Annotated in this window: 23 protein-coding genes; 14 read left to right on the plus strand and 9 right to left on the minus strand. The window is 69.3% G+C overall.

What is annotated here, in order from left to right:
* Positions 1 to 8: 8 nt before the first annotated feature.
* Positions 9 to 407, plus strand: coding sequence for an OB-fold nucleic acid binding domain-containing protein (locus IE178_RS30895; protein ID WP_184761740.1), 399 nt, complete (start codon positions 9 to 11; stop codon positions 405 to 407).
* A gap of 3 nt (positions 408 to 410) precedes the next feature.
* Entirely contained in the window at positions 411 to 1,136 is a 726-nt protein-coding gene (locus IE178_RS30900; RefSeq protein ID WP_184761739.1) for a DUF3159 domain-containing protein, read from the plus strand.
* Positions 1,137 to 1,271: 135 nt separating this feature from the next.
* Here IE178_RS30900 and IE178_RS30905 read toward each other — a convergent pair whose 3' ends face one another.
* Positions 1,272 to 1,949 (minus strand): potassium channel family protein, encoded by a 678-nt coding sequence (locus tag IE178_RS30905; RefSeq protein WP_184761738.1) that lies wholly within the window; start codon positions 1,947 to 1,949, stop codon positions 1,272 to 1,274.
* The gene (locus IE178_RS30910) at positions 1,949 to 2,620 is read right to left on the minus strand and encodes a potassium channel family protein (RefSeq protein ID WP_184761737.1); all 672 of its coding nucleotides are present in this window, start codon (positions 2,618 to 2,620) and stop codon (positions 1,949 to 1,951) included. The genes IE178_RS30905 and IE178_RS30910 overlap by 1 nt, the downstream gene beginning before the upstream one ends.
* A 238-nt stretch (positions 2,621 to 2,858) precedes the next feature.
* Here IE178_RS30910 and IE178_RS30915 point away from each other — a divergent pair, with 238 nt between their 5' ends.
* The 3 genes from IE178_RS30915 to IE178_RS30925 all read left to right on the plus strand — a co-directional run bounded on the left by IE178_RS30915 (position 2,859) and on the right by IE178_RS30925 (position 7,518).
* On the plus strand, positions 2,859 to 3,785 hold the full coding sequence (locus tag IE178_RS30915) for a PfkB family carbohydrate kinase (protein ID WP_184761736.1): 927 nt from the start codon (positions 2,859 to 2,861) through the stop codon (positions 3,783 to 3,785).
* Between the two features lie 290 nt (positions 3,786 to 4,075).
* Complete coding sequence (locus IE178_RS30920; RefSeq protein ID WP_184761735.1) at positions 4,076 to 6,121, plus strand: APC family permease; 2,046 nt, start codon at positions 4,076 to 4,078, stop codon at positions 6,119 to 6,121.
* Positions 6,122 to 6,189: 68 nt separating this feature from the next.
* Positions 6,190 to 7,518 (plus strand): class I SAM-dependent RNA methyltransferase, encoded by a 1,329-nt coding sequence (locus tag IE178_RS30925; protein ID WP_193514540.1) that lies wholly within the window; start codon positions 6,190 to 6,192, stop codon positions 7,516 to 7,518.
* Positions 7,519 to 7,691: 173 nt separating this feature from the next.
* Here IE178_RS30925 and IE178_RS30930 read toward each other — a convergent pair whose 3' ends face one another.
* The 6 genes from IE178_RS30930 to IE178_RS30955 all read right to left on the minus strand — a co-directional run bounded on the left by IE178_RS30930 (position 7,692) and on the right by IE178_RS30955 (position 14,005).
* A complete protein-coding gene (locus tag IE178_RS30930; protein ID WP_184761733.1) occupies positions 7,692 to 8,282 on the minus strand; it encodes a GTP-binding protein in 591 nt (196 codons plus the stop codon).
* Positions 8,269 to 8,640 (minus strand): DUF742 domain-containing protein, encoded by a 372-nt coding sequence (locus IE178_RS30935; protein ID WP_184761732.1) that lies wholly within the window; start codon positions 8,638 to 8,640, stop codon positions 8,269 to 8,271. Before IE178_RS30935 ends, IE178_RS30930 begins: the two co-directional genes overlap by 14 nt.
* On the minus strand, positions 8,640 to 9,041 hold the full coding sequence (locus IE178_RS30940) for a roadblock/LC7 domain-containing protein (protein WP_184761731.1): 402 nt from the start codon (positions 9,039 to 9,041) through the stop codon (positions 8,640 to 8,642). Before IE178_RS30940 ends, IE178_RS30935 begins: the two co-directional genes overlap by 1 nt.
* Positions 9,038 to 11,368 (minus strand): sensor histidine kinase, encoded by a 2,331-nt coding sequence (locus IE178_RS30945; RefSeq protein WP_193514541.1) that lies wholly within the window; start codon positions 11,366 to 11,368, stop codon positions 9,038 to 9,040. The genes IE178_RS30940 and IE178_RS30945 overlap by 4 nt, the downstream gene beginning before the upstream one ends.
* A 355-nt stretch (positions 11,369 to 11,723) precedes the next feature.
* Positions 11,724 to 12,659 carry an MBL fold metallo-hydrolase gene (locus IE178_RS30950; RefSeq protein WP_318280331.1) on the minus strand — a complete coding sequence of 312 codons (936 nt, stop codon included), beginning with the start codon at positions 12,657 to 12,659 and terminating at the stop codon, positions 11,724 to 11,726.
* A gap of 11 nt (positions 12,660 to 12,670) precedes the next feature.
* Positions 12,671 to 14,005 carry an MFS transporter gene (locus tag IE178_RS30955; RefSeq protein WP_193514542.1) on the minus strand — a complete coding sequence of 445 codons (1,335 nt, stop codon included), beginning with the start codon at positions 14,003 to 14,005 and terminating at the stop codon, positions 12,671 to 12,673.
* Positions 14,006 to 14,153: 148 nt separating this feature from the next.
* On the opposite strand from IE178_RS30955, the gene IE178_RS30960 reads away from it, so the two are divergent.
* The 9 genes from IE178_RS30960 (at position 14,154) to IE178_RS31000 (ending at position 23,090) form a co-directional block, all read left to right on the plus strand.
* Positions 14,154 to 14,360 carry a hypothetical protein gene (locus IE178_RS30960; RefSeq protein WP_149546842.1) on the plus strand — a complete coding sequence of 69 codons (207 nt, stop codon included), beginning with the start codon at positions 14,154 to 14,156 and terminating at the stop codon, positions 14,358 to 14,360.
* Positions 14,347 to 15,738 (plus strand): amidase, encoded by a 1,392-nt coding sequence (locus IE178_RS30965; RefSeq protein WP_184761727.1) that lies wholly within the window; start codon positions 14,347 to 14,349, stop codon positions 15,736 to 15,738. The genes IE178_RS30960 and IE178_RS30965 overlap by 14 nt, the downstream gene beginning before the upstream one ends.
* A 141-nt stretch (positions 15,739 to 15,879) precedes the next feature.
* Positions 15,880 to 16,509 (plus strand): TetR/AcrR family transcriptional regulator, encoded by a 630-nt coding sequence (locus IE178_RS30970; RefSeq protein WP_184761726.1) that lies wholly within the window; start codon positions 15,880 to 15,882, stop codon positions 16,507 to 16,509.
* Between the two features lie 481 nt (positions 16,510 to 16,990).
* Complete coding sequence (locus tag IE178_RS30975) at positions 16,991 to 18,289, plus strand: GmrSD restriction endonuclease domain-containing protein (protein ID WP_318280332.1); 1,299 nt, start codon at positions 16,991 to 16,993, stop codon at positions 18,287 to 18,289.
* On the plus strand, positions 18,286 to 19,434 hold the full coding sequence (locus IE178_RS30980) for an AAA family ATPase (protein WP_193514543.1): 1,149 nt from the start codon (positions 18,286 to 18,288) through the stop codon (positions 19,432 to 19,434). Before IE178_RS30975 ends, IE178_RS30980 begins: the two co-directional genes overlap by 4 nt.
* Positions 19,435 to 19,466: 32 nt before the next feature.
* Positions 19,467 to 20,393, plus strand: a complete 927-nt coding sequence (locus tag IE178_RS30985) for a hypothetical protein (RefSeq protein WP_193514544.1) — start codon at positions 19,467 to 19,469, stop codon at positions 20,391 to 20,393.
* 283 nt (positions 20,394 to 20,676) lie between these two features.
* Entirely contained in the window at positions 20,677 to 20,847 is a 171-nt protein-coding gene (locus IE178_RS30990; RefSeq protein WP_438874426.1) for a ribbon-helix-helix protein, CopG family, read from the plus strand.
* Positions 20,844 to 21,236 (plus strand): type II toxin-antitoxin system death-on-curing family toxin, encoded by a 393-nt coding sequence (locus IE178_RS30995; RefSeq protein ID WP_193514545.1) that lies wholly within the window; start codon positions 20,844 to 20,846, stop codon positions 21,234 to 21,236. The genes IE178_RS30990 and IE178_RS30995 overlap by 4 nt, the downstream gene beginning before the upstream one ends.
* Before the next feature lie 426 nt (positions 21,237 to 21,662).
* Positions 21,663 to 23,090, plus strand: a complete 1,428-nt coding sequence (locus IE178_RS31000; RefSeq protein WP_193514546.1) for a non-reducing end alpha-L-arabinofuranosidase family hydrolase — start codon at positions 21,663 to 21,665, stop codon at positions 23,088 to 23,090.
* Between the two features lie 297 nt (positions 23,091 to 23,387).
* On the opposite strand, the gene IE178_RS31005 is transcribed toward IE178_RS31000, so the two are convergent.
* Entirely contained in the window at positions 23,388 to 23,537 is a 150-nt protein-coding gene (locus IE178_RS31005) for a hypothetical protein (protein ID WP_438874425.1), read from the minus strand.
* Positions 23,538 to 23,642: the final 105 nt, after the last annotated feature.

The following is a 23,642-nucleotide window of genomic DNA, read 5'->3' on the forward strand; positions in this document are numbered from 1 at the left end:
CTTCAGATATGAGTGCTGTTTCTCGTTCCGAGAAGCCGGCAGGCCGGTTCCGGCGCATGCTCGACCGGCTCTCCTCGTCTCAGGAGGACCTGGAGTCCGAGGAGCTGCGTGAGGACGCCGAGACCGCAGGCTGTACGCGGATAGGCGACTGCCGTGACCGGCAGATCGTCACGGTTACTGGTACCTTGCGCACGGTCACGCTGCGGCCGCGCGCGGGGGTTCCGGCCCTGGAGGCCGAGCTGTTCGACGGCTCCGCCGCGCTGGACGTGGTGTGGCTCGGCAGGCGCTCCATCGTCGGGATAGAGCCGGGGCGCAAGCTGATCGCATCGGGTCGGGTCTCGATGAGCCGGGGCCGCCGGGTGCTGTTCAACCCGAAATACGAACTGAGACCCCTCGGACGGGAGTAGCCGGTGACGTCGCTCGACAAGCCGACAACCGAAGACACATCGGCGGACGACGCCCGGGCGGTGACGGAGGCCGCCCTGTTCGAAGCGTTCGGCGGGGTGCGGGGCATGGTCGAGACGGTGCTGCCCGGGCTCCTGTTCGTCAGCATCTACACGGTCAACAAGGACCTGCACATGTCGGCGATCGCGGCGCTCGCCGTGGCGCTGGTGATGGTCGTGGTCCGCCTGGTGATGAAGGACACCGTCAAGCACGCCTTCAGCGGCGTCTTCGGTGTCGCCTTCGGTGTGGTCTTCGCGATGATGACCGGCAACGCCAAGGACTTCTACCTGCCGGGCATGCTCTACACCCTGGGCCTGGCGCTGGCGTACATCGTCACGGCGATGGCGGGGGTCCCGCTGATCGGGCTGATGCTCGGCCCCGTCTTCAAGGAGAACCTCTCCTGGCGCACCCGCAACCCCGGCCGCAAGAAGGCCTACACCAAGGCCAGTTGGGCCTGGGGGCTGATCCTGCTCGGCAAGAGCGCGATCCTCTTCCCGCTGTACTGGTGGGCGGACACGACGCAGCTGGGCTGGGTCCTGGTGGCGCTGAAGATCCCGCCGTTCCTGCTCGCCGTGTATCTGACGTGGGTGTTCCTGGCGAAGGCGCCCCCGCCGATCGACGTGTTCGCCGAAATGGAGGCGCAGGAGCGCGCCGAGGAGGAGCGCAAGGCCGCCGCTTCGGCGGGCGAGTAGGCGCTGTCGCTCCCGTCCCTTCCGGGCGCCGCGCCCCCAGACCCCCGCTTCGGCCCTGAACGGGCCTCGTCCCCGAACGCCGGACGGGCTGGAATGGGGGCGCCCGCAGTTTTCGGGCGCCCCCACGTGCCATGACTAACGGGCCGCGTCGTCCTTGCGTACCGAGAGCAGGTCCTCCAGTTGTTCCTCGCGGGCCTGGGCGGCCACGAAGAGCAGCTCGTCACCGGCCTCCAGGGAGTCCTCCCGCGTCGGCGCCAGTACGCGCGTGCCGCGGATGATGGTCACCAGCGAGGTGTCCTGCGGCCATTCGACGTCCCCGACCTGGGTGCCGGCCAGCGCCGACTCCTCCGGCAGGGTCAGCTCGACGAGGTTGGCGTCGCCGTGGCTGAAGCGCAGCAGCCGGACCAGGTCGCCGACGCTGACCGCCTCCTCCACGAGGGCCGACATCAACCGCGGTGTGGAGACGGCGACGTCCACGCCCCAGGCCTCGTTGAACAGCCACTCGTTCTTGGGGTTGTTCACCCGGGCGACGACACGCGGAACGCCGTACTCGGTCTTGGCGAGCAGCGAGACGACGAGGTTGACCTTGTCGTCTCCGGTCGCGGCGATGACGACGTTGCAGCGCTGGAGCGCCGCCTCGTCCAGGGACGTGATCTCGCAGGCGTCGGCGAGCAGCCACTCGGCCTGCGGTACGCGCTCGACCGAGATCGCGGTCGGCGCCTTGTCGATGAGCAGGACCTCGTGGCCGTTCTCCAGCAGCTCGCCCGCGATCGAGCGGCCGACGGCTCCGGCTCCGGCAATGGCGACCCTCATCAGTGACCGCCCTCCTCTTCCGGGCCCTTGGCGAACGCCGCCTCGACCCGGTTGATCTCGTCGGTGCGCATCATCACATGCACCAGGTCCCCCTCCTGCAGCACGGTCTGCGAGCTGGGCAGCATCGCCTCACCGAGCCGGGTCAGGAAGGCCACGCGCACGCCTGTCTCGTCCTGCAGCCTGCTGATCCTGTGCCCCACCCAGGCCGTGGAGGCGTGCACCTCGGCGAGCTGGACCCCGCCGGTGGGGTCGCGCCACAGCGGCTCGGCGCCCGAGGGGAGCAGCCGGCGCAGCATCTGGTCGGCCGTCCAGCGGACGGTCGCCACCGTGGGGATGCCGAGGCGCTGGTAGACCTCCGCGCGGCGGGGGTCGTAGATACGGGCGGCGACGTTCTCGATGCCGAACATCTCCCGGGCCACCCGCGCGGCGATGATGTTGGAGTTGTCGCCGCTGGAGACGGCCGCGAAGGCGCCCGCCTCCTCGATGCCCGCCTCGCGCAGGGTGTCCTGGTCGAAGCCCACCCCGGTGACCCGGCGGCCGCCGAACGAGGAGCCCAGTCGGCGGAAGGCGGTGGGGTCCTGGTCGATCACGGCGACCGTGTGCCCCTGCTCCTCCAGCGTCTGGGCCAGGGCGGAACCCACCCTTCCGCAGCCCATGATGACAATATGCATCGCGTCACACCGCGCTTCCTGCAGGCCTTTCGACCTTCATGACTTCCGTGCTCATGTCTCTCTTTCGGCTCGCCAGGCAACACGTCGCGGCCCGAGTGCGGGCCGCAGGGCAACATCATGCCGGGGGATCGTGGTACTGACGCCCTCCGGGGCCCGGCCGCGCCATGGGCGTGCCGGACTCCAACGTATCCGCATCACCGGGGCACGTCCGAGGCCCGGGTGGGGGAGAGGAACAGCCATGACTGCCGAGATCGACGTCCTCGTCCTGGGCGGCGCGGGCGTGGACACGATCGTGCACGTGCCCGAGCTGCCCGTGCCGCTCGCCGACAGCCACATGATCCAGCCGGGCATCGTCACCCGCGCGGGGCAGAGCGGCGACTTCGTCGCCCTGGGCACCAGCGCCCTCGGCCTGCGCACCCACCACCTCGACCTGATCGGCGACGACCACGAGGGCGACCTCGTCCGCGCCCTGCACCGGGACCACGGCATCGCCCTCACCGCCGTACCCCAACCGTGCGGCACCAAGCGCGCGGTCAACCTGGTCGGCCCCGACGGCCGGCGGCTGTCCCTCTACGACGCGACCCGCTGGGCCGAGACGGACCGGCTGCCCGAGGAGACGGTGCGGGACCTCGCCGCCGTCAGCCGCCACGCCCACGTCGTCATCACCCAGCCTTGCGCCGAGGCCCTGCCCGTGCTGCGGGAGGCGGGCCCCACCCTCTCGACCGACCTGCACGACTGGGACGGCGCCAACCCCTACCACGAGCCCTTCGCCCTCGCCGCGGACCTCGTCTTCCTCTCCGCCGCCGCCCTGACCGACCCGGAGACCACCATGCGCCGGATCGCCGGGCGGGGCCGGGCCGCGGTCGTCGTCGCCACCGCGGGCGCCGAGGGCGCGTACCTGCTGGCCGACGACGAGCTGACCCACATCCCCCCGGCCGATCCCCCGGCCCCGGTCGTGGACTCCAACGGGGCCGGCGACGCCTTCGCGGCCGCGTTCCTCTGGGGCTGGCTCGGGGGCGAGACGCCTGGTCACTGCGCCCGGCTCGGGGCCCTCGCGGGCGCGTACGCCTGCACGGTGCCGTCGACGCGGGTCGCCGCCATCCAACGGGAGGCCCTGCTCGCCGGGGTCACCGGGCGCGTACCCGGGACGGTCAGCGGCGTGTGATGCTGCGCACACTCGCCAGAGTGAGGAGGGAGAGGCCGACCAGGGCGGCCGCGGCGCCGATCAGTTCTGCGGTCGGGTACACGAAACCTCCAGGGAACGGCAACGGACGAGGAAGCGGCCGGGGCAGCGGACGACGCTCAGTCATATAGGCATGGAAGTGCCCCGACCTGCCGAATCCGCGATCCGGCCATCCGGTGAATTCACCCGGAGAGCAGAGGCCGTATGAATGCCGTATGGAAGTGGGGTGGTGGTTGGGTCGCCCCTCGTCCGAAGGCTTACGATCCTCTGCTGTGTCCAAAATGACCGACGTGCCCAAACGGATTCTGATCGGGCGCGCACTGCGCAGTGACCGGCTGGGTGAAACGCTCCTGCCGAAGCGCATCGCGCTGCCCGTGTTCGCCTCCGACCCGCTGTCCTCCGTGGCGTACGCCCCCGGCGAGGTGCTGCTGGTCCTGTCCATCGCGGGCCTGTCGGCGTACCACTTCAGCCCCTGGATCGCCGTCGCGGTCGTCGTGCTGATGTTCACCGTGGTCGCCTCCTACCGGCAGAACGTGCGGGCCTACCCCAGCGGCGGCGGCGACTACGAGGTGGCCAACACCAACCTCGGCCCCCGCGCCGGTCTGACCGTCGCGAGCGCCCTGCTCGTCGACTACGTCCTCACCGTCGCCGTGTCGATCTCCTCCGGCATCGAGAACCTGGGCTCGGCGGTCCCGTTCGTCGTCGAGAACAAGGTGGCCTGCGCGATCGGCGTGATCGTGCTGCTGACGCTGATGAACCTGCGCGGGGTCAGGGAGTCGGGCACGCTCTTCGCGATCCCCACGTACGTCTTCGTCGCGGGCGTCTTCACCATGATCGCCTGGGGGGCGTTCCGCGGGGCCGTGCTCGGCGAGGAGATGCGGGCGCCCACCGCGGACTTCGAGATCAAGCCCGAGCACCCGGGGCTGGCCGGCTTCGCCCTGGTCTTCCTGCTCCTGCGGGCCTTCTCGTCCGGCTGCGCCGCGCTCACCGGCGTCGAGGCGATCTCCAACGGCGTACCGGCCTTCCGCAAGCCCAAGTCGAAGAACGCGGCGACCACGCTCGCCCTGATGGGCCTGCTCGCCGTCACCATGTTCTGCGGCATCATCGCCCTGGCCGCCGCCACCGACGTCCGCATGGCCGAGAACCCGGCCAAGGACCTGGTCCACGACGGCGTGCCGCTCGGCGCGGACTACGTCCAGGACCCGGTGATCTCCCAAGTCGCCGAAGCCGTTTTCGGTCACGGCAGCTTCCTGTTCATGATCCTCGCCGCCGCCACCGCACTGGTGCTGTTCCTCGCCGCCAACACCGCCTACAACGGCTTCCCGCTGCTCGGTTCGATCCTCGCCCAGGACCGCTACCTCCCCCGCCAACTGCACACCCGCGGCGACCGCCTCGCCTTCTCCAACGGCATCGTGCTGCTCGCGGGCGCCGCCGGACTGCTGGTGTGGGTCTACGGCGCCGACTCCACGCGGCTGATCCAGCTCTACATCGTCGGCGTGTTCGTGTCCTTCACGCTCAGCCAGACCGGCATGGTGCGGCACTGGAACCGGCTGCTGGCCACCGAGAAGGACCAGGCCAAGCGCCGCCACATGATCCGCTCGCGGGCCATCAACACCTTCGGTGCCTTCTTCACCGGCCTGGTGCTGGTCGTCGTGCTCGTCACCAAGTTCACCCACGGTGCCTGGGTCGCGCTGCTCGGCATGTGCATCTTCTACGCGACGATGACGGCCATCCGTAAGCACTACGACCGCGTCGCCGAGGAGATCGCGGCACCGGAGACCCCCGGCGACGACAGCATGCGGCCGTCCCGGGTCCACTCCGTCGTCCTGATCTCCAAGATCCACCGTCCCGCGCTGCGCGCGCTCGGCTACGCCAAGCTCATGCGCTCCGACACCCTGGAGGCGCTCAGCGTCAACGTGGACCCGGCCGAGACCAAGGCGCTGCGCGCGGAGTGGGAACGGCGCGGCATCGACGTACCCCTGAAGGTGCTCGACTCGCCGTACCGGGAGGTCACGCGGCCGGTCATCGAGTACATCAAGAGCCTGCGCAACGAGTCGCCGCGCGACGTGGTGTCCGTGATCATCCCCGAGTACGTGGTCGGCCACTGGTACGAGCACCTGCTGCACAACCAGAGCGCCCTGCGCCTCAAGGGCCGGCTGCTGTTCACCCCGGGCGTGATGGTGACCTCGGTGCCCTACCAGCTCCAGTCGTCCGAGGTGGCCAAGAAGCGGGCCCGCAGGCGGCAGGACTGGGCCGCACCCGGTTCGGTGCGTCGCGGTCCGGCGGAGCGGACGAAGGAGTCCTCCACACACACGTAGACTGGTGGGCTGTTGTCATGGGCCACTGCGCCGCCCGCCCGCTCTCGATGTTGTGGAGTCACCCCGCCATGCAGGCAGAACCGAGGAAATCGCTGGTGGGGGAGGAGTACGAGGTCGAGGTCGGCCCCGTCGCCCACGGCGGTCACTGCATCGCCCGTACGTCCGAGGGCCAGGTCCTCTTCGTACGGCACGCCCTGCCCGGTGAACGGGTCGTCGCCCGGGTGACCGAGGGCGAGGAGGGCGCACGCTTCCTGCGCGCGGACGCCGTGACGGTGCTGGACGCCTCCAAGGACCGGATCGACGCCCCCTGCCCCTTCGCCGGGCCCGGCCGCTGCGGCGGCTGCGACTGGCAGCACGCCAAGCCGGGCGCCCAGCGGCGCCTGAAGGGCGAGGTCGTGGCCGAGCAGTTGCGGCATCTCGCCGGGCTCACGCCCGAGGAGGCCGGCTGGGACGGCACGGTGATGCCGGCCGAGGGCGACAAGGTTCCCGCGGGCCAGGTCCCGGCCTGGCGCACGCGCGTGCAGTACGCCGTGACCGCCGACGGCCGCGCGGGACTGCGCCGGCACCGTTCGCACGAGGTCGAGCCGATCGACCACTGCATGATCGCCGCCGAGGGCGTCAGCGAGCTGGGCATCGAGAAGCGGGACTGGACGGGCATGGACTCCGTCGAGGCGATCGCCGCGACGGGCTCCCAGGACCGTCAGGTCATCCTGACCCCCAAGCCGGGCGCACGCCTGCCCCTGGTCGAACTCGACCGCCCGGTGTCGGTCATGCGCATCGACGAGCGCTCCGGCCAGGTCCACCGCGTCCACGGCCGCCCCTTCGTCCGCGAACGCGCGGACGGCCGCACCCACCGCGTCGGCAGCGGCGGCTTCTGGCAGGTCCACCCGAAGGCGGCGGACACCCTGGTCACCGCGGTCATGCAGGGCCTGCTGCCGCGCAAGGGCGACATGGCCCTCGACCTGTACTGCGGCGTCGGCCTGTTCGCGGGCGCCCTGGCCGACCGGGTCGGCGAGGCGGGCGCGGTGCTCGGCATCGAGTCCGGCAAGCGGGCGGTCGAGGACGCCCGCCACAACCTGGCCGACTTCCCGCGCGTCCGCATCGAACAGGGCAAGGTCGAGTCGGTCCTGCCGCGCACGGGCATCGACGAGGTCGACCTCATCGTCCTCGACCCGCCGCGGGCGGGCGCCGGGCGGAAGACGGTGGAACACCTGTCGTCCCTGGGCGCCCGCAAAATAGCGTACGTGGCCTGCGACCCGGCCGCGCTGGCCCGGGACCTGGCGTACTTCCGGGACGGGGGGTACCGGGTGCGGACGCTGCGGGTGTTCGATCTGTTTCCGATGACGCATCACGTGGAGTGCGTGGCGATTCTGGAGCCTACTGCAAAGGGGCTCTGAGCTGCGGCTTTCCGGCGCCGAGGACCTCGGCGCCACGGGCGTGCGCATCGGTGCTGTACCAGCCGACCCACCGGACGACGGCACGTTCTCCTCGACGGCCGACGCGGCGGCGGCCTGGACCGGGTCCACGGTCGCGGTCGTGAACCTCCACGCCATCACGTGGCAGGCCGAAGTCAGCCGGTCGCCGCGACCCCGGCTTTGGCGATGAGCATGTCCAGAAGCGAGAGCAGCGCACCGCGCGCGTCGTCACGGAGGCGGGCATCGAGCAAGTGGATGGGTGTGTTCGGGTCACGCAGATGCAGCGCCGCCCTGATCTCCTCGACGGTGTAGGGCTGTTCGCCGTGGAAACAGTTCGCGGCGACCAGGAACGGAACCCCTCGGTTCTCGAAGAAGTCGACGGCCGGGAAACTGCGGTCGAGGCGTCGTGTGTCGACAAGGACAATCGCCCCGAGTGCCCCGTTCAGCAGGTCGTCCCACATGAACCAGAAGCGCTCCTGGCCAGGTGTGCCGAACAGGTAGAGCACGACCTGTGCGTCGGTGAGGGTGATGCGGCCGAAGTCCATCGCGACGGTGGTAACCGCCTTGGACTCGATGCCGTCGAGGTCGTCGACGCCGACGCCCGCGCTCGTCAGCCGCTCCTCGGTGCGCAACGGCTCGATCTCGGAGACCGTCTCGATCAGGGTCGTCTTGCCGACGCCGAATCCCCCAGCGATGAGGATTTTGACGGGGGCCGCTTCACGGGCAGGGGCGTCATATCCAGGCAAGGTTGTCCCTAATTCTCATGAGCAGGTGGACATTGGTGGTCTCGGCCCCTTCCAGGGGTGGCCGGTGCTCGATCAGCCCCCGATCCGCGAGTTCGCCGAGAAGAAGCGTCATGGGAGTGAGGCGGATGTGCATGCGCGCCGCGATCTCGGCGACCGCCAGGCCGCCCGGACGCGAGCACATCGCGAGGATGGCCTGCCACTCGCTGGGCAGGCCGCCGTGGCCGTCCGCGACGGCCACGGCCGTGATCGTGGTGTCCATGGTGAGGGCGGTGTGTGCAGCCGCCGTACGTCCATCGGTCAGCGCGTACAGCCGCGTCCGGCGGTGGCCTCCCTCTCCCGGCCTGGGCTCGTCCGCCATTACGACTGCTGCGCCTGGCCGCGATCAGGCGTGCTCAGCCACTCACCGAGCGCCTGGGCGGTGCGCACGGCTTCACCGCCCAGCTCCCCCAGCCGCGCCTTGCGGGAGGTCACCACGATGAGCGTGCTGCCCTCCCCGCACCCGACGATGCAGAGATAGCAGTCGTCCATCTCGACCAGCTGGCGGATCACCCGGCCGCCGTCGACCTCCCTGGATATCGCCTTCATCGTGGAAGCGATGCCGGAGGACGCGGCGGCTATGCGCTCCGCCTGGTCCCGTTCCAGCTCGTACGAGCTGAGCTTGATCCCGTCGTTGGACAGGAGCACGGCTCCCTGGATGCCGGCGATTCTGCTCAGGTTGTTGTCCAGGACGCTGTAGATCATGTCGTTCGTTGTCGTCATGGCTGATCCTGTCGGAGTTCTTCTTCCACTGTCCGAGTCCCGTGTTCGTAGTCCGCCCAGGCGTCGGCCACTTCTTCGGGTGTCGCCGCATCCTGATGGACGCCGGTCTCCGGTGCGTGCGGCGCGCGGAGCTGCTCGGCGATGTGAGCCTGTGGGATCCGCTCGGGGAGGGCCGGCTTCGCGTCACCGTTCCGTGTCAGGGAAGGAACCGACGGTTTACTCTCCACCGGCCGCTCGGGCAAGCGCTCCGGCGTCCTACGGCCGGCCGACCCGGTCTTCGCGTGCAGGACCAGCTCGGGCTTGCGTTCGTCGAACGGGCCCGGTGCCGGGGCGGGCGTCGCCGCCGCGCGCGGCGCTTCCTTTCCCGCCCGGACCGGTTCGGTCGGCACAAGGAGTTCCTTGGGGAGGATCACCACGGCCGACGTCCCCCCGTACACCGAGCGGCGCAGCGTCACTGTGGCCCCGAGCTGTTCGGCGATGTGGCCGACCACGAAGAGTCCGAGCCGGTGCGCGTTCTCCGCCAGGACGGCATACGGCGGGGCCGAGTGCAGACGCCCGTTCATCTCCTCGTAGGTGGCGGCGGTCACCCGAGGCCCGCGGTCCTCGATGTCGACCAACAGCCCGTCCGTCACCAGTTCGGCACGGATGACCACCTTCGACTGCGGCGGGGAGAACCGGGTGGCGTTGTCCAGGAGTTCTGCCAGGAGGTGGCTGATCTCGCTGATCACCCGCGGTGCCACGCTGATCTCGTCCAGGGCCTGGCGCTCGATCCGCCGGAAGTCCTCGACTTCCGCCGCGGCTTCGCGCAGCAGGTCGGCGACGCGCATGGGCTCGGTGTGCGGATCGGGGATCTCCCCACCTGCCAGGATGAGCAGGTTCTCGATCTGCCGCCGCATACCCACCGTCAACTGGTCGGATCGCATCAACCGGGCGAGAAGTTCCTCGTCGTGCCCGAAGGCGTCCTGCAGTTCGTCGGTGAGGGCCAACTGGCGGCTGACCAGGTTTCCGGTGCGCGAGGCGATGCCCGCGGCGAACATACCGAAACCCTGACGCTCGGCCGCGAGCCGCGCATGCCCGTCGACGGATACGGAGACGACCCGGGCGAACGCGTCGCTGATACGTCCGACCTCGTCCCGGTCTCCGCTCACCGCGGGCAGCGCGTCGTCGTCGACGGGCTGCCCGCGCTGGAGCCGGGCAACGACATCCGGCAGCGTGTCCTCGGCAATGGCCACCGTACGTTCGTGCAGACCGCGCAGGCGGCGGAGCACGGAGCGCGTGGTGAGCACGATGACGGCCGCGACGGCGATGACGGCTGCGCCGTTTCCGACGATCAGCCAGATGACCTCGTTCTCCAACTGCGTGGCCTTGGCGTCGGCGTGCACGAGCAGTGCTCGCCCCTGTTCCGCGTTGAGCGCGGCAAGGCGCGGCGCGAACTCGTCATACGCGGCCTGCCAGGCGTCCGCTTCCTCGGGCAGCTCGATGCCGGACGCGGTGCTCTGGTGGTCGGAGATGACCACGTCCTCGAGACGGACCTTCGTCTTCCAGCCGTCCGAGGCGAAGGCCTGGTCGTAGGCCGCTTTGTCCTCGGCCGTCAGATACGGCGCGACCCACTCGTCGTACTGGTACCGCTGGGATCCGACGGAGTTGACGAATTCGGCGAACCCGGAAGGGCTCAGACGCCTGGACGGCCCGGCCATGGCGAGGATGGTGGTCTCGCGGGCCACCATCTCGGACACCGTGAACACCGTGACGACCAGGCCGCTCTCCTGGATGAGCTCGGCGTCTTCCGCATGGCTGAACTCGTTCTGGTACACCCGGATGATGTGGTCGACGAGGTCGGAGTAGTAGCCGATCGTCCGATCCGCGTCCCCGCTGCGGGCGTCCGCGCGCTCGCGGAACGCGGCCAGATCCGCGAGGCTGTGCTTCAGCTCCGCGACGTAATGGTCGTCCTCGCGCCCGGTCGCCGCCAGAGCTCCGCCCGCCGCCCGGCGGAACTCGTCCGCGGCCCGGTCCGTGGCCGCGCGCTGCTCGCGCAGCTCCTTCTCGGACACGGAGCCGCTCGCCCACCGTGTGGCGGTCATCGTCCGCTCAGCCTGGAGTTCGACCATCAGCCTGGTCAGGGGCACATCGATCCGCTCAGCGACTGCCACATCAGCGCGTAGTTGCTTTGACTGGTGTACCAGCGGCTGTGCGGTCATGGCCACTTGGGCGCTCATCGCCAGGATAGGGACGATGGCCAGCCAAATGAGCAGTGTACGCAGGCGCAGAGCACGCCGCCGACGAGTCGTCAGCTGCCCTCGTGTGCCTTCGGGTTCTATGGGAGACATCAGTCCTCGGAGAGCGGGGAACCAGGGGGGACGGCCCGACCGCCGAGACCAGACGCAGTCCTGGGTTCAGGACTGGGGGAAGTCCGGTTCGGCTTGACGCGACGTGATGTACCGATCATAACCAGCCACACCGGAGAAACGGAGAGATGACTTCCGCTGGTCACATGTGGTAAAGGCGACGAAGCATTGCACATTGGGCGTTGGCGTTCACCTGACGCCCCGGTGACGACGGAGCGCATGCCGGAGGAGTCTCATAGCCGCTCCCGGGCCGTCCGGTCGCGGACGGCCCGGGACGTCACCCGCACGGACTCGGTGCGACTCGGTGCGCGGCACGTCCCGGGTGCTCCGATCCGCTTCAGCCGCCGATGGGCGTTACCCCTGAGGGAGCCGGGACCAGTCGGTACCCGCCGTCCTCGCGTAGCACGTGTCCGGCGGTCGGTGGCGGGAAGTGGCTCCCAAGCAGGAGAGTTGACGTACCGGCCAGTGAGCCGAGCACCTGGTTCCGGGTCCTGGCCGCGAGTTCGGGAGCGACGTCCACACAGCTGCAGAGCTCCGGATGCGCCATCTGGACCGGGTGATGGATGCTGTCACCGGTGACCAATGCGGTCTCGCCACGGCTGCTCAGTTCCACCGCTACCTGCCCCGGTGTGTGGCCGGGGGTGGGCAGCAGACGGATGCCCGGCGCGACGTCCGTGCCCTCGTCCGCGACATCGATGAGGTCGAACAGACCTGCTTCCCGGACGGGATGGACCGAGTCCCGGAACATCTGCCGACGCGCCTCCTCCATGTCGACACCCGCCCAGTAGTCCCACTCGGTGCGTGAGGTGAGATAGCGCGCGTTCGGGAAGGTGGGCACCCAGGCGTCGCCCTCGGCACGCGTGTTCCACCCCACGTGGTCGGCGTGGAGGTGGGTCAGGACCACGAGGTCAACGCTCTCCGGCGCGAAGCCCGCCGCCCTTAGCCGTGCTTCGTAGTCGCTGTTCAGGTTGTGCCAGGCGGGGTTGGCGCGCCGCTTCCCGTTTCCGATGCCGGTGTCCACCAGCACCCGCATGCCGTCCACCTCGACGGCGAAGCTGTGACTCGCCAGGCGCAGGACGCCTTGTTCGTCGGCGAATTCGGGGCTCAGCCAGGGAGTCCGGCTCACGAGGTCGGTGGTTGCCCCGGGCAGCAGCCACGGGCCGGTCCGGGCGGGCAGGACCACTTCGTCGATGCGTCGTACGGTGTGGTTGCCCACCGTCCAGGAAGAGGCGGGGGGAGTGATGGACGTGGTCGTTTGCGATGAGGTGAACACGGCGACTTTCCTTACCTGTTATGGGTCGCGAGGACGGAGATGTCTGGAGCGGGTGTGTCGGGTGTGTCGGGTGAGGCGGATGTGTAGTTGCTCGTTGCCGGGCGGGAGTGGGTGTCCGGGGACGGTGCCCGGCGTCGGCTGCGCAGCGACGCGGTCAGTGTCGCGACTGCGACGGTCGCCAGTACGGCCACGCAGCCGGCATAGGCCAGTGCTGCCGCACGCAGCCCGAAACCGGCGGTGAGGGCGCCGGCGCCGATGGCGGGCAGACTCATCGCCAGGTAGCTGAGTACGTAGTAGGAGGCGAGCGTGCCGCCCTTCTCCCGGGCCGGGACCGAGTCGACGACCGCGCGCAGCGCACCCTGGGAGACGGCTCCGAAGCCGAACCCGGCCAGCGCCGCCCCGGCGAAGAGAAGTACGGGGCCGGCGAGATGGAGGGCACCCAGAGTCAAGACGGCCGCCGGAATCACCGCGCAGCTCCCGAGAAGAGCGGAGACGTCGGCACGCATCCTGCGCGTGAAGTACACCGTCGGGGCGGCGACGGCCGTCAGCGTGAAGAAGACCATGCCGCCGGCGTATTCGGGTCCGCCGGGGGAGATGAGCCGTGTGAAGCCCGGTCCCAGGGACGAGTAGAAGCCGCCGAGTGCCCAGACGGCGACGACGCCGGCGCCGTTGAGCAGGAGAGCGTGGGCGGCAGCCGACGGCAGCGCCAGGTGGGGCCGCGTCGAGCGCAGTGCTCCGGGACGGCGGCGGACGGTCTCGGGCGTCGAGACAAGGGCGATGGCCTGCGCGGCGAACACGGCGATCAGGGCCGCGTACACCGTGATCGTCGGAACGGGGGCGAAGCGCACCATGAGGGTGGCTGCCAGGACGCCGGCCGCCATGCCCGTCATCGGCGCGATGCTGTTGGCCAGAGCGGGGCGACCCGGCCGGGCGGGGTCTTCCAGGTCGAGGAGAGCCGCACCTGCCGCGCTGGTCGCCGCGCCGGTCGCGATGCCCTGTAGCACGCGGGCGCCGACCAGGGTGGTCAGGCCGCCGGCCGTCGCGAACAGTGCCATGGAGGCGACCTGGACCGCGAGCGCGCCCAGGAGCACGGGGCGGCGTCCGACATGGTCGGAAAGGGTTCCGGTCGTCAGCAGTGCGATCAGGAGCGCCAGGGCGTAGGCGCTGAAGACCACGGTGATGTCGAGGGACGACAACTGCCACTGAGCCTGGTAGTGGGGGTACAGCGGGGTCGGCGCGCTGGATGCGGCGAGCAGCGCGATCAGGATCGAGGCGTGCAATGCGAACGGCAGGCGTCCGGATGGGGAGGTGCGGGGAGGCGCGAGGCCCGCAGGGACGCTCTGCATGAGGGTCCTTCCAGTACTAAAAGCGATTGGTTTGCTTTAAGTCACCGTAGGTCCTACGATCGACTAAAGCAAACGATTCGCTTTTGTGGTGGTCGGAGGTCCTGTACCAGCCCCGGCCCGTCGCGCCGCACAGATCCGGAAGGAAGCCATGACCAGCGAACTCACCCCCCAAGAGGCAGCCCGAGGGGCGCTGCGGGCGGGGCTCCCCCTCGGGGACGGCCGACACGAAGGAGTGGCCATGACGGCCAACCACATCCACTCCGTGATCAGCACGTTGCGCGAGCTCGATTTCGGCGAGACCCCTCCCGCGTCCTCCTACCGAGCCGGACAGGGGAACGCCGATGCAACCGTTTGAGCTGTCGCTGACCGAAGCCTCCCGTGCGGTGCGCGCACGGGAGCTGTCCCCCGTCGAACTCACCGAATCGGTGCTCGCCCGTATCGCCGCCGTCGAAGGACGGCTGGGCGCCTACGTCACCGTCGCCGCCGACGCGGCCCTGGCCGCAGCGCACCGTGCCGAACGGGAGATCTCCGGAAGCGGACCGCGCGGGCCGCTGCACGGGATCCCCATGGCGCTCAAGGATCTGATCGACGTGGAGGGGATGCCCACCACGGCGAGCTCGCGCGTCCGGGCAGGGCACGTGGCGGAACGCGACAGCCGGGTGGCCGAACGGCTCGGCGCCGCCGGGGCCGTCCTCCTGGGCAAGACGCACACGCACGAGTTCGCCTACGGACTGACCACTCCGCAGACGAACAACGTCTGGGACCACAGCCGGGTCGCGGGCGGATCAAGCGGCGGCTCGGCGGTAGCTGTCGCCGCAGGCGGGGCGACGTTCGCCATGGGCACGGACACGGGCGGTTCCATCCGGGTCCCCGCTGCCCTGAACGGCGTGGTGGGCCTCAAGCCGACCTACGGCCTGGTCCCACGCACAGGCGTGACCTCGCTGTCCTGGTCCCTGGACCACGTGGGCCCTCTCACCCGCACCGTCCAGGACGTCGCGCTGGTGCTGTCGGCGACCGCCGGCCACGACCCGCGCGACCCGGCGAGCGTCTCCGGCCCGATGCTGGACCGCTTCCCGGGAGGCGACCTGCGAGGACTGAAGGTCGGCGTACCGCGGAACCACTACTTCGACCGGGTCGCGCCCGAGGTCGAGGAGTCCGTACGCGGCGCGATCGAGCGGCTGGCGGAGCTGGGGGCGGAGCTCGTCGACGTCGAGATCCCGATGGCGCGTTACGTCCAGGCCGTTCAGTGGGGGCTGATGGTTCCCGAGGCCACCGCCTACCACGAGCGGTCGCTGCGGGCCACCCCCGACCTGTACGCGGCGGACGTTCGCATCCTGCTGGAGGCCGGCGAACTCACCTCTGCGGGCGACTACCTCCGCGCCCAGAGGGCCCGCACCATGATGCGAGACGCCTGGGCTCGCATGTTCGACGGAATCGACGTCCTCGCCGCGCCGACGGTGCCGATGACCGCCGCCGAGGCGGGGCAGGAAGCCGTCGAGTGGGCCGATGGCACGACCGAGGCCGTGTCGGACAGCTACGTCCGCCTCTGTGCCCCAGCCAACATCACCGGCGTCCCGGCCCTCACCCTGCCGGTCGGTCACGACCGCGCCGGACTGCCGATCGGTATGCAGCTGATGGCGCGCCCCTTCCATGACGCGACGGTGCTCCGTGTGGGCCGGGTCTACGAGGAGTCGGTGGCCGGCGCGGGGCGGCTTGCTCCCCTCGCTGCCTGAGGGAAGGCGGACGTTCCAGCCGGCATGCGGTCGCGTCGCTGCAGGGGCATCCGCCGTGCTCGGCCGCCCGGATACGTAGCCCTGCGGGTCGCCGACGCCGGCCACCGCCTAGAAGCAACAAAATCGCATTAAGGTGGCCGTATGAGTCCCAAGCCCATGGTCCGCCCCGGCGGGCGCAGCGCACGCGTACAGGAGTCCGTCCATGCGGCGGTACGTGAACTCGTAGGGGAGGTGGGCCGCGACGCGCTCACGGTCCCGATGGTGGCCACTCGGGCGGGCGTGACCCCCTCCACGATCTACCGTCGTTGGGGCGACCTGCAGGAACTCCTGTCAGACGTGGCCGTCGAACGACTGCGCCCGGAAACGGATCCGGCCGATCTCGGAAGCCTGCGGGCCGATCTCGACGCGTGGGCGGAACAGTTCGTCGACGAGATGGCCTCGCCGCCCGGGCGCGCCTACATCCGGGACGCCCTGCTCGGCGACCCCGACGGAACCAATGCCGGTCAGTGTTCGGCGTATGCCGCAGAGCAGATCGACGTCGTGTTGGCCCGTGCGGTGCAGCGGGGGGAGCCGGTGCCCGAGACGGAACTGCTGATCGACCGTGTCGTGGCGCCGATCATGTACCGCATCCTCTTCCGCCCTGGCCGACTGGACGCCGCATACGCGCGCGAGCTCGTGACGAACGCCGTGTACGCCCAGCAGACCGAGGCCGGCGCTCGCCCCACCCGGGCCGCCGCCCCTCGGCGCTCGAAGAAGAAACCCGACAACTGACCACTTCGCTCATCGGGCGGTCCGGCCACTGGGCCGTGGAGGCCAAGCGGCTGGCTGTACTGGCAGGGGTCATGAATTCCCCAGCAATGACCGACCAGCACGTTGCCCTTGGGCGTGACGCCCGTTTGACGCCATCGAGCCCAAGCCGAAGATGCCGGCTGACGGCGGGGGTGGGCCGCGAGGCCGCCCTGCGCGACCTCGCTCGGCTTGTCGCCGGAGTCCTGCGGCGGAGTTGCCTCCGCGCACCGAGCGGGACAGCCTGTCGATCGTCGGCGCCCGGCTTCCCGCGGAGGAGCCGGAGCGACGAGGAGGGCGCGGTTGCCGAGCCGCTAAGGACCCGTCGGGAAGCCCGAGGCCACGGACGATGAGCCGAGCCGTCCGGCGCCGTCCCCCACCGCCCCCACTGCTCTGACCGATCGGCCGTCACCGCGATATCACGGACGGTAGGGTGAGGCGATCACAGCGGACATGGTGATCCCGCATGACACGGGCACGAGGGGGAGGGCGGCGAGACGACATGGCGGCGCTGGAGGAGAGTCAGGGGCGCACACGGGACCAACGGTCGGTCTTCGGGCGGTATCAGGACGCGGCGGCCGATGCCGGGGAGCTTGATTCCCCTCTGTTCTCCGTGGAGGTCAGCGCCGATGGCCGGCCGACCGACATCGAGCGCGAGGAGGCCGAGGATGTGGTGATCGAGCAGATCACCTCTCCCTTCGACCCCGAGCACATCGACATCGACACCCGGACGACGACCGTCGATCTGCTGTTGTCCCGGCTGCGCAACGAGATGATCGACCTCGCCCCGGATTTCCAGCGCAAGGCGGGCATCTGGACCGACGGCAAGCAGAGCCGTCTCATCGAGTCACTGCTCTTGCGCATCCCCATCCCGTCCTTCTACGCAGCCGAAAAGAAGGACGGCAGCTGGGCCATCGTCGACGGCATCCAACGCCTCACGTCCATCGCACGCTTCGTCGAGCCGCAGACCGTCGGTGCCGACCCGCTGAAGCTGACGGGGCTGGAGTATTTGCGCATGGAGGGTGCGGGCTTCGTAGACCTCTCAGGAAAGCTCCAGATCCGGCTGCGTGAGACGGAGGTCGTCGTCCACGTCATCCGGCGTGACACACCCGAGCCGGTGATGTTCAACGTCTTCGCGCGCATCAACACTGGTGGCGAGCCCCTCACCCGGCAGGAGATCCGGCACGCGCTCATCCCGGGACAGGCCCGCACGCTCCTCGCGGAGCTCGCGGAGACCAAGGAGTTCCGGCAAGCGACCGGCTACAGCGTCGTCGGCGACCGGATGGCCGACCGGGAGATGGCCCTCCGCTTCCTGGCTTTCCGGATGATCTCCCCCCACGCGTACAAGCCCGGCGATTTCGACGCGTTCCTCGCCGAGGCGATGCACCAGGTGAACCGTCTCGACAGCGCGGATGAGGACCGCCTGCGGGCCGAGTTCATCACGGCGATGCTCGCGGCCAAGGAGATCTTCGGTCCTCACGCCTTCCGGAAGTACCGCCGGAACCAGCAGCGCAAGTCACCCATCAACAAGGCGCTCTTCGAGGCGGTCGCCGTCAATCTCGCGAGCCTCGGCGACCGTGATCGCGAGGCGCTGCGGCGGATCGACGTCCTCGACGCCTTCGCGGAGCTCATGGAGGACGTGGAGTTCGAGCGTGCCATCTCTGTGGGCACCGGCGACGCCAGGAAGGTGCGCAAGCGGTTCGACGCCGTCAGGGAAATGTTCGACAACGCGCTCAGCGAGGCACGGAGAGACACCGAGCAGTGATCCACCACATCAAGTTGATCAACTTCAAGGCGTTCCGGCGCCTGGAACTCCCCCTCGGCCCGCTGACGCTCCTCACCGGTCTCAACTCCTCGGGCAAGAGCAGCGTTCTGCAGGCACTGGGGTTGCTGCGGCAGTCGTACGAGACCCAGATGCTCATCCGGACCAAACGCGCCGGAGGTGGGTTGCTGCTCAACGGCGATCTCGTGGCCCTGGGCACCGCGCAAGACGTTCTGCACGAAGATTTCGGACCAGTGGAAGAACTCCCCGCCGTCAACGAGCCGCTCGTCGGCTTAGTCATCGAGGAGGACGGCGAGCAACGTACGTGGGTCGCCGCATACGACATTCGTCATCCGGATCGGGACGTCATGCCCCTGGCGGAGGGGTCGGTCCGCTCGCATCTGGCCGAGCAGCCGTTTCAGTACCTGCACGCCGACCGCATCACCCCGGCAGTCACCTACCCGCGCTCCCACCAGATCGCCATCGCGCGCGGGTTCCTCGGCGTGCGAGGCGAGCACACCGTCAACTACCTGCGCCACCACACGGAGCAGGACGTGCCCATGGAAGTGCCGGACGGTCCGCTCCGGCATCGCGGCGCCACGTCTTCCCAGCTCCTTGACCAGACGATTGCCTGGATGCAGGAGCTGTGTCCGGGCGTCAACATCGAGACGGACCCCGTCGAAGGCACCGACTCGGTCCGTCTCTCCTACGGCTTCGGCGGCACCGCCGGCATCAACGCCACCCGTCGTCGCCGGCCCACCCACGTGGGCTTCGGTCTCACCTATGCACTGCCCATCGTTGTCGCCTGTCTCACCGCGACACCCGAGAGCCTGATCCTGCTGGAGAACCCCGAGGCCCACCTGCACCCGAAGGGGCAGAGCAGGATGGCCGCATTGCTCTCCGCGGCCGCCGCCACTGGTGCCCAGCTGATCGTCGAAACACACAGCGACCATGTGCTGAACGGCGTCCGCATCGCCGTAAAGCACGGCGTTCTCCAGCCGCAGGACGCGGTCGTGCACTACTTCCGCGGCGATGGGGCGGGCACCGAGGTCGTCACCCCCCGCATCGACAAGGACGGCATGCTCGAACAGTGGCCCGAGGGCTTCTTCGACGAATGGGAGAACTCGCTCGACCAGCTGCTGGACTGACGGCATGGGACGACATAGGGGGATAGAAAAGGGTGCCGCTGCTGTTTCTGAACGAGAAGTCCTGGGGGACGGCCTCCGACCCGGCGCGGGCCGAGCGGGCCATGGCCGACTTCGTGGCCGTCGTCCGTGCCGCCGCAGCCACGGGAGGCACGGCCCTCGTGAGCGAGGTGGACGTCAAGGCACTGGAGATCGCCGAGGGCTATCCCGTCAACAAGTGGATCGGCGCCAATCCGCGCAACCGCGCCCTCTGGCAGCGCCTCCGGGCCTTACAGGGCCGGTCGCCCGTGCGGAGCGTCTTCCCCGCGGAGGATGCCGCCGACCACCTGGAATACCGCCACGACGGCGAGCTCGTCCTCGGCCTGGGCGCCGCGCACTTCATGGACGGCATCGCCGTCAGTCTTCCGGTGGCTCGGCAGTGGCAGGTCGACAGCGTCACCCTGGAGCGCAGCGAACTCACCGAAGACGACGACGGCACGCTGGAGATGCGGCACGACACCGTCGACGTCCGGCATCTGTCCGCCGAGCCGCATCTCAACGTGCACCTGGACTGGATCCGGGCGGCACGCCGGGAGGGCGTCACCACCGGCTCGCGGATCTGGGACAGCTGCGCCGATCTCTACCCGCACCTCAGGTTCCTGCCGCGGGTCGAGGGCCAGCTCAGCGGTCTGAACCCGCACTGGGTGGTACCCGTACGGCGGGCTCTGGAGCGGCTGGAGGAAGCCGTCGCCGCGTGGGATCCGGCGAGCGTGGCCGAGCCCGAGTGGCGGACCAAGGTGAGCCCGGAGGGCGAGACCCGTAAGCGCGTATGCCGTTTCACCGATCTGGACGGGGAAACACGCACTTTCGATCTGCACGCCCGATTCACCCCGGGGGCCGGCCGCATCCACTTCCGCCTGGTCCCGGAGGAGCGGATGATCCGCATCGCCCACATCGGCAGTAAGATCCGGCCGGAGATCTAGCCAGCGCGTCGTCGAAACGGGTGTTGGGGATGACGGTGTCGTGACGACCGGTGCCTTGCTGCCCGTCCCCGGCCCGCCGACCAGGGCCAGCAGTAACAGGAGCAACAGGAGACCGCCGGTGCCCGCCGCCCCGGCGAGGGCGCGAGGGCTGATGGACCGGTGATGTCCGCGTACACGCGTACCGTCGGAGCGGCAGTAAGGACGGACACGGGCCGTCGGTCCGGTGTGGACCGGCCGTGGCACGGTCGTGGGGCGCTGGACGGCACGTCCGGACGCCGTACGGGTGGGTTGCGCGGCGAAGCTCACCGAGCGGGCTCGTCGGGAGGGCCGCAGCAAGCAGGAACTCGCCATTGAGGCGATCCGCGACGCCCAGGATCGGGCCGAGCTCAAGGTCGATGACGTCCTGGCCGAGCTCATGGACAGCGATGCGGAGATCCTGGACCACCTGAAGTGACCGAAGTGCGCTACCTCCAGATCGACGAGATCCTGGCCATCGCCCGCACGGTCAACGGTACCGAGCGCAGCGTGCGTGACAGGGGACTTCTGGTGTCAGCGATCGAACGACCCCGGACCCACATGTTCGGAGCCGAGCTGTATCCCACGCCGCACGAGAAGGCGGCGGCACTGCTGCACTCCGTTGCCCGCAATCACGCGCTGATCGACGGCAACATGCGCACCGCCTGGCTCGCCATGCGCGTCTTCCTGCGGTGCAACGGCGTCAGTGCCGGTGCCGCCCCGCCGCCCGACTCCCTTGCCGGCCCGTTCGTCGAGGACGTCGCGCAGGACGACGTCGATGTACCGGTCATCGCCAAACGCCTGTCGGACTGGTTCCCCGTTTCCTGAGGCACGACGGGGCAATTGGTGTGTCACGGATGCCGGAGACACGGCCGACCGGGTGCCGACACCATCCGCGAATCGCTCCGCTCCGGCGCCAAGTGGTGGTGCGAACGGGCCGCTTGATGGTGTGACGTGTGCTGTTCCGCGTAGAGACCCTACGAAACGTTTCGCCGTCGGTAGCGACACATGCGAAAGGTATTGACGTCGCCCGCCGGCTCCCTATCATTCAGGTTGCTCGACACTTCGACCTTTGTTCGATATGGCGAACGCGTCGGGGTCGCTCCATCGCACAGCAGGGCATCTTCGGGCCCCTCCCCTCGAACGCCGAGCCGCAAGAAGCCTGCCGTGCGTAAGTGTCATGGACTCGTCAATGTTGGACAGCCTCTGACGAGGCCAACCGGAACCACCTACTCAAAGGTTGGGGAAGTCCTGATGAACAGAGGAAGTTTGAGCCGCAGGCATCCGTCCGTGGTGCTCGCCGCCGTGGTCGCGGCCCTGGCCGCGTTGGCGGCGCTGCTCGTCGCCGCCACTCCGGCTGAGGCGGCAACCAGTGGCGCCTTGCGTGGTGCAGGTTCGGGCCGGTGTCTCGATGTGCCGGGCGCCGTCCAGACCGACGGCACGTACCCGCAGATCTACGACTGCTGGGGCGGGACCAACCAGCAGTGGACGCTGACGGACGCCAACCAGCTGACCGTGTACGGCAACAAGTGCCTGGATGTGCCGGGACACGCCACCGCGGCCGGTACCCGGGTGCAGATCTGGACCTGTTCCGGCGGTGCGAACCAGCAGTGGCGGGTGCACTCCGACGGCACGGTCGTCGGCGTGGAGTCCGGGCTGTGTCTGGAGGTTACGGGCGCCGGTACGGCCAACGGCACGGCGGTGCGGATCTGGACGTGCAACGGCGGCAGCAACCAGAAGTGGACCGGTCTGTCCGGGACGCCGCCGACGGACGGCACGTGTTCTCTTCCGTCGGCGTACCGGTGGACGTCGACGGGTGTGCTGGCGCAGCCGGCGAACGGGTGGGTCGCGGTGAAGGACTTCACCACCGTGACGCACAACGGCAGGCACCTGGTCTACGCGTCGAACGTGTCGGGATCGTCGTACGGCTCGATGATGTTCAGTCCCTTCACGAACTGGTCGGACATGGCGTCGGCCGGCCAGACCGGGATGAGCCAGGCCGCGGTGGCGCCCACGCTGTTCTACTTCGCGCCCAAGAACATCTGGGTGCTGGCGTACCAGTGGGGTGCGTGGCCCTTCATCTACCGCACGTCGAGCGACCCCACCAACCCCAACGGCTGGTCCTCTCCGCAGCCGCTGTTCACCGGGAGCATCTCCGGCTCCGACACCGGCCCGATCGACCAGACCCTGATCGCCGACGGCCAGAACATGTACCTGTTCTTCGCCGGTGACAACGGCAAGATCTACCGGGCGAGCATGCCGATCGGCAACTTCCCGGGCAACTTCGGCTCGTCGTACACGACGATCATGAGCGACACGAAGGCCAACCTGTTCGAGGGCGTACAGGTCTACAAGGTCCAGGGCCGGAACCAGTACCTCATGATCGTCGAGGCGATGGGCGCGAACGGACGCTACTTCCGCTCCTTCACGGCCTCCAGCCTGAGCGGCTCGTGGACCCCGCAGGCCGCCGGTGAGAGCAACCCCTTCGCGGGCAAGGCCAACAGCGGTGCCACCTGGACCAACGACATCAGCCACGGTGACCTGGTCCGCAACAACCCCGACCAGACCATGACCATCGACCCCTGCAACCTGCAGTTCCTCTACCAGGGCAAGTCCCCCACCGCGGGCGGCGACTACAACCGACTGCCGTGGCGGCCGGGCGTCCTCACCCTGCAACGCTGACCTTCCCGCTTCACGGTGACCGTGATGTGGTGCGGTCCGCAGGCGTGTGGGCGAGCGGCTCACGGCGGGGCCGGTTCCACCTGCTGACCGACACTCACCGCCGCGAGGAACCCCAGCCGTTCCGTGGCCGGGGTTCCTCTCACCTCCAACGCCGAGGCGTCAGGGGCTTCCAGGGCCGGAGGGCCTACGCCGCCGCCAAGCACGGCGTCATGAGAACGCAGGCTCCCCTTCCGGCGCATCTGTGCGCCGGGAGCGGGACGTGGCCATGTGGCTGACGACGTCGCGCGCGGTGTCACATCACGTGTCGAAGCGCGTTGCGCCGAGCCCCTTGACGGCTTCGGGGGCGTGGTGGTCGAAGATGTGGCTACGGCCGGTGTCCAGGGTGGCGATGCGTGCCATCTCGTCGTCGGTGAGCTGAAAGTCGAACACGTCGAGGTTCTCCGCCATCCGTCGACCGGGTCTGTGTAGCGAACGGTGGAACTCGGTCGGTTTTGTTCAGCGGCGTCCGGCGGTGAGCCGGCCGTCGAAGGTGATGTCGAAGGCTTGGAGCGC

The organism is Streptomyces griseoloalbus (assembly GCA_014650015.1).
In the GTDB taxonomy this organism is placed as follows: Bacteria; Actinomycetota; Actinomycetes; order Streptomycetales; family Streptomycetaceae; genus Streptomyces; species Streptomyces griseoloalbus.

What these genes read in the sequence shown, in the direction of transcription:
- IE178_RS30895 (WP_184761740.1), top strand. Translation starts at nt 9, where the DNA reads ATGAGTGCTGTTTCTCGTTCCGAGAAGCCGGCAGGCCGGTTCCGGCGC.
- IE178_RS30905 (WP_184761738.1), bottom strand. Translation starts at nt 1,949, where the DNA reads ATGAGGGTCGCCATTGCCGGAGCCGGAGCCGTCGGCCGCTCGATCGCG.
- IE178_RS30910 (WP_184761737.1), bottom strand. Translation starts at nt 2,620, where the DNA reads ATGCATATTGTCATCATGGGCTGCGGAAGGGTGGGTTCCGCCCTGGCC.
- IE178_RS30915 (WP_184761736.1), top strand. Translation starts at nt 2,859, where the DNA reads ATGACTGCCGAGATCGACGTCCTCGTCCTGGGCGGCGCGGGCGTGGAC.
- IE178_RS30925 (WP_193514540.1), top strand. Translation starts at nt 6,190, where the DNA reads ATGCAGGCAGAACCGAGGAAATCGCTGGTGGGGGAGGAGTACGAGGTC.
- IE178_RS30935 (WP_184761732.1), bottom strand. Translation starts at nt 8,640, where the DNA reads ATGGCGGACGAGCCCAGGCCGGGAGAGGGAGGCCACCGCCGGACGCGG.
- IE178_RS30940 (WP_184761731.1), bottom strand. Translation starts at nt 9,041, where the DNA reads ATGACGACAACGAACGACATGATCTACAGCGTCCTGGACAACAACCTG.
- IE178_RS30945 (WP_193514541.1), bottom strand. Translation starts at nt 11,368, where the DNA reads ATGTCTCCCATAGAACCCGAAGGCACACGAGGGCAGCTGACGACTCGT.
- IE178_RS30955 (WP_193514542.1), bottom strand. Translation starts at nt 14,005, where the DNA reads ATGCAGAGCGTCCCTGCGGGCCTCGCGCCTCCCCGCACCTCCCCATCC.
- IE178_RS30960 (WP_149546842.1), top strand. Translation starts at nt 14,154, where the DNA reads ATGACCAGCGAACTCACCCCCCAAGAGGCAGCCCGAGGGGCGCTGCGG.
- IE178_RS30965 (WP_184761727.1), top strand. Translation starts at nt 14,347, where the DNA reads ATGCAACCGTTTGAGCTGTCGCTGACCGAAGCCTCCCGTGCGGTGCGC.
- IE178_RS30970 (WP_184761726.1), top strand. Translation starts at nt 15,880, where the DNA reads ATGAGTCCCAAGCCCATGGTCCGCCCCGGCGGGCGCAGCGCACGCGTA.
- IE178_RS30975 (WP_318280332.1), top strand. Translation starts at nt 16,991, where the DNA reads ATGACACGGGCACGAGGGGGAGGGCGGCGAGACGACATGGCGGCGCTG.
- IE178_RS31000 (WP_193514546.1), top strand. Translation starts at nt 21,663, where the DNA reads ATGAACAGAGGAAGTTTGAGCCGCAGGCATCCGTCCGTGGTGCTCGCC.
- IE178_RS31005 (WP_438874425.1), bottom strand. Translation starts at nt 23,537, where the DNA reads ATGGCGGAGAACCTCGACGTGTTCGACTTTCAGCTCACCGACGACGAG.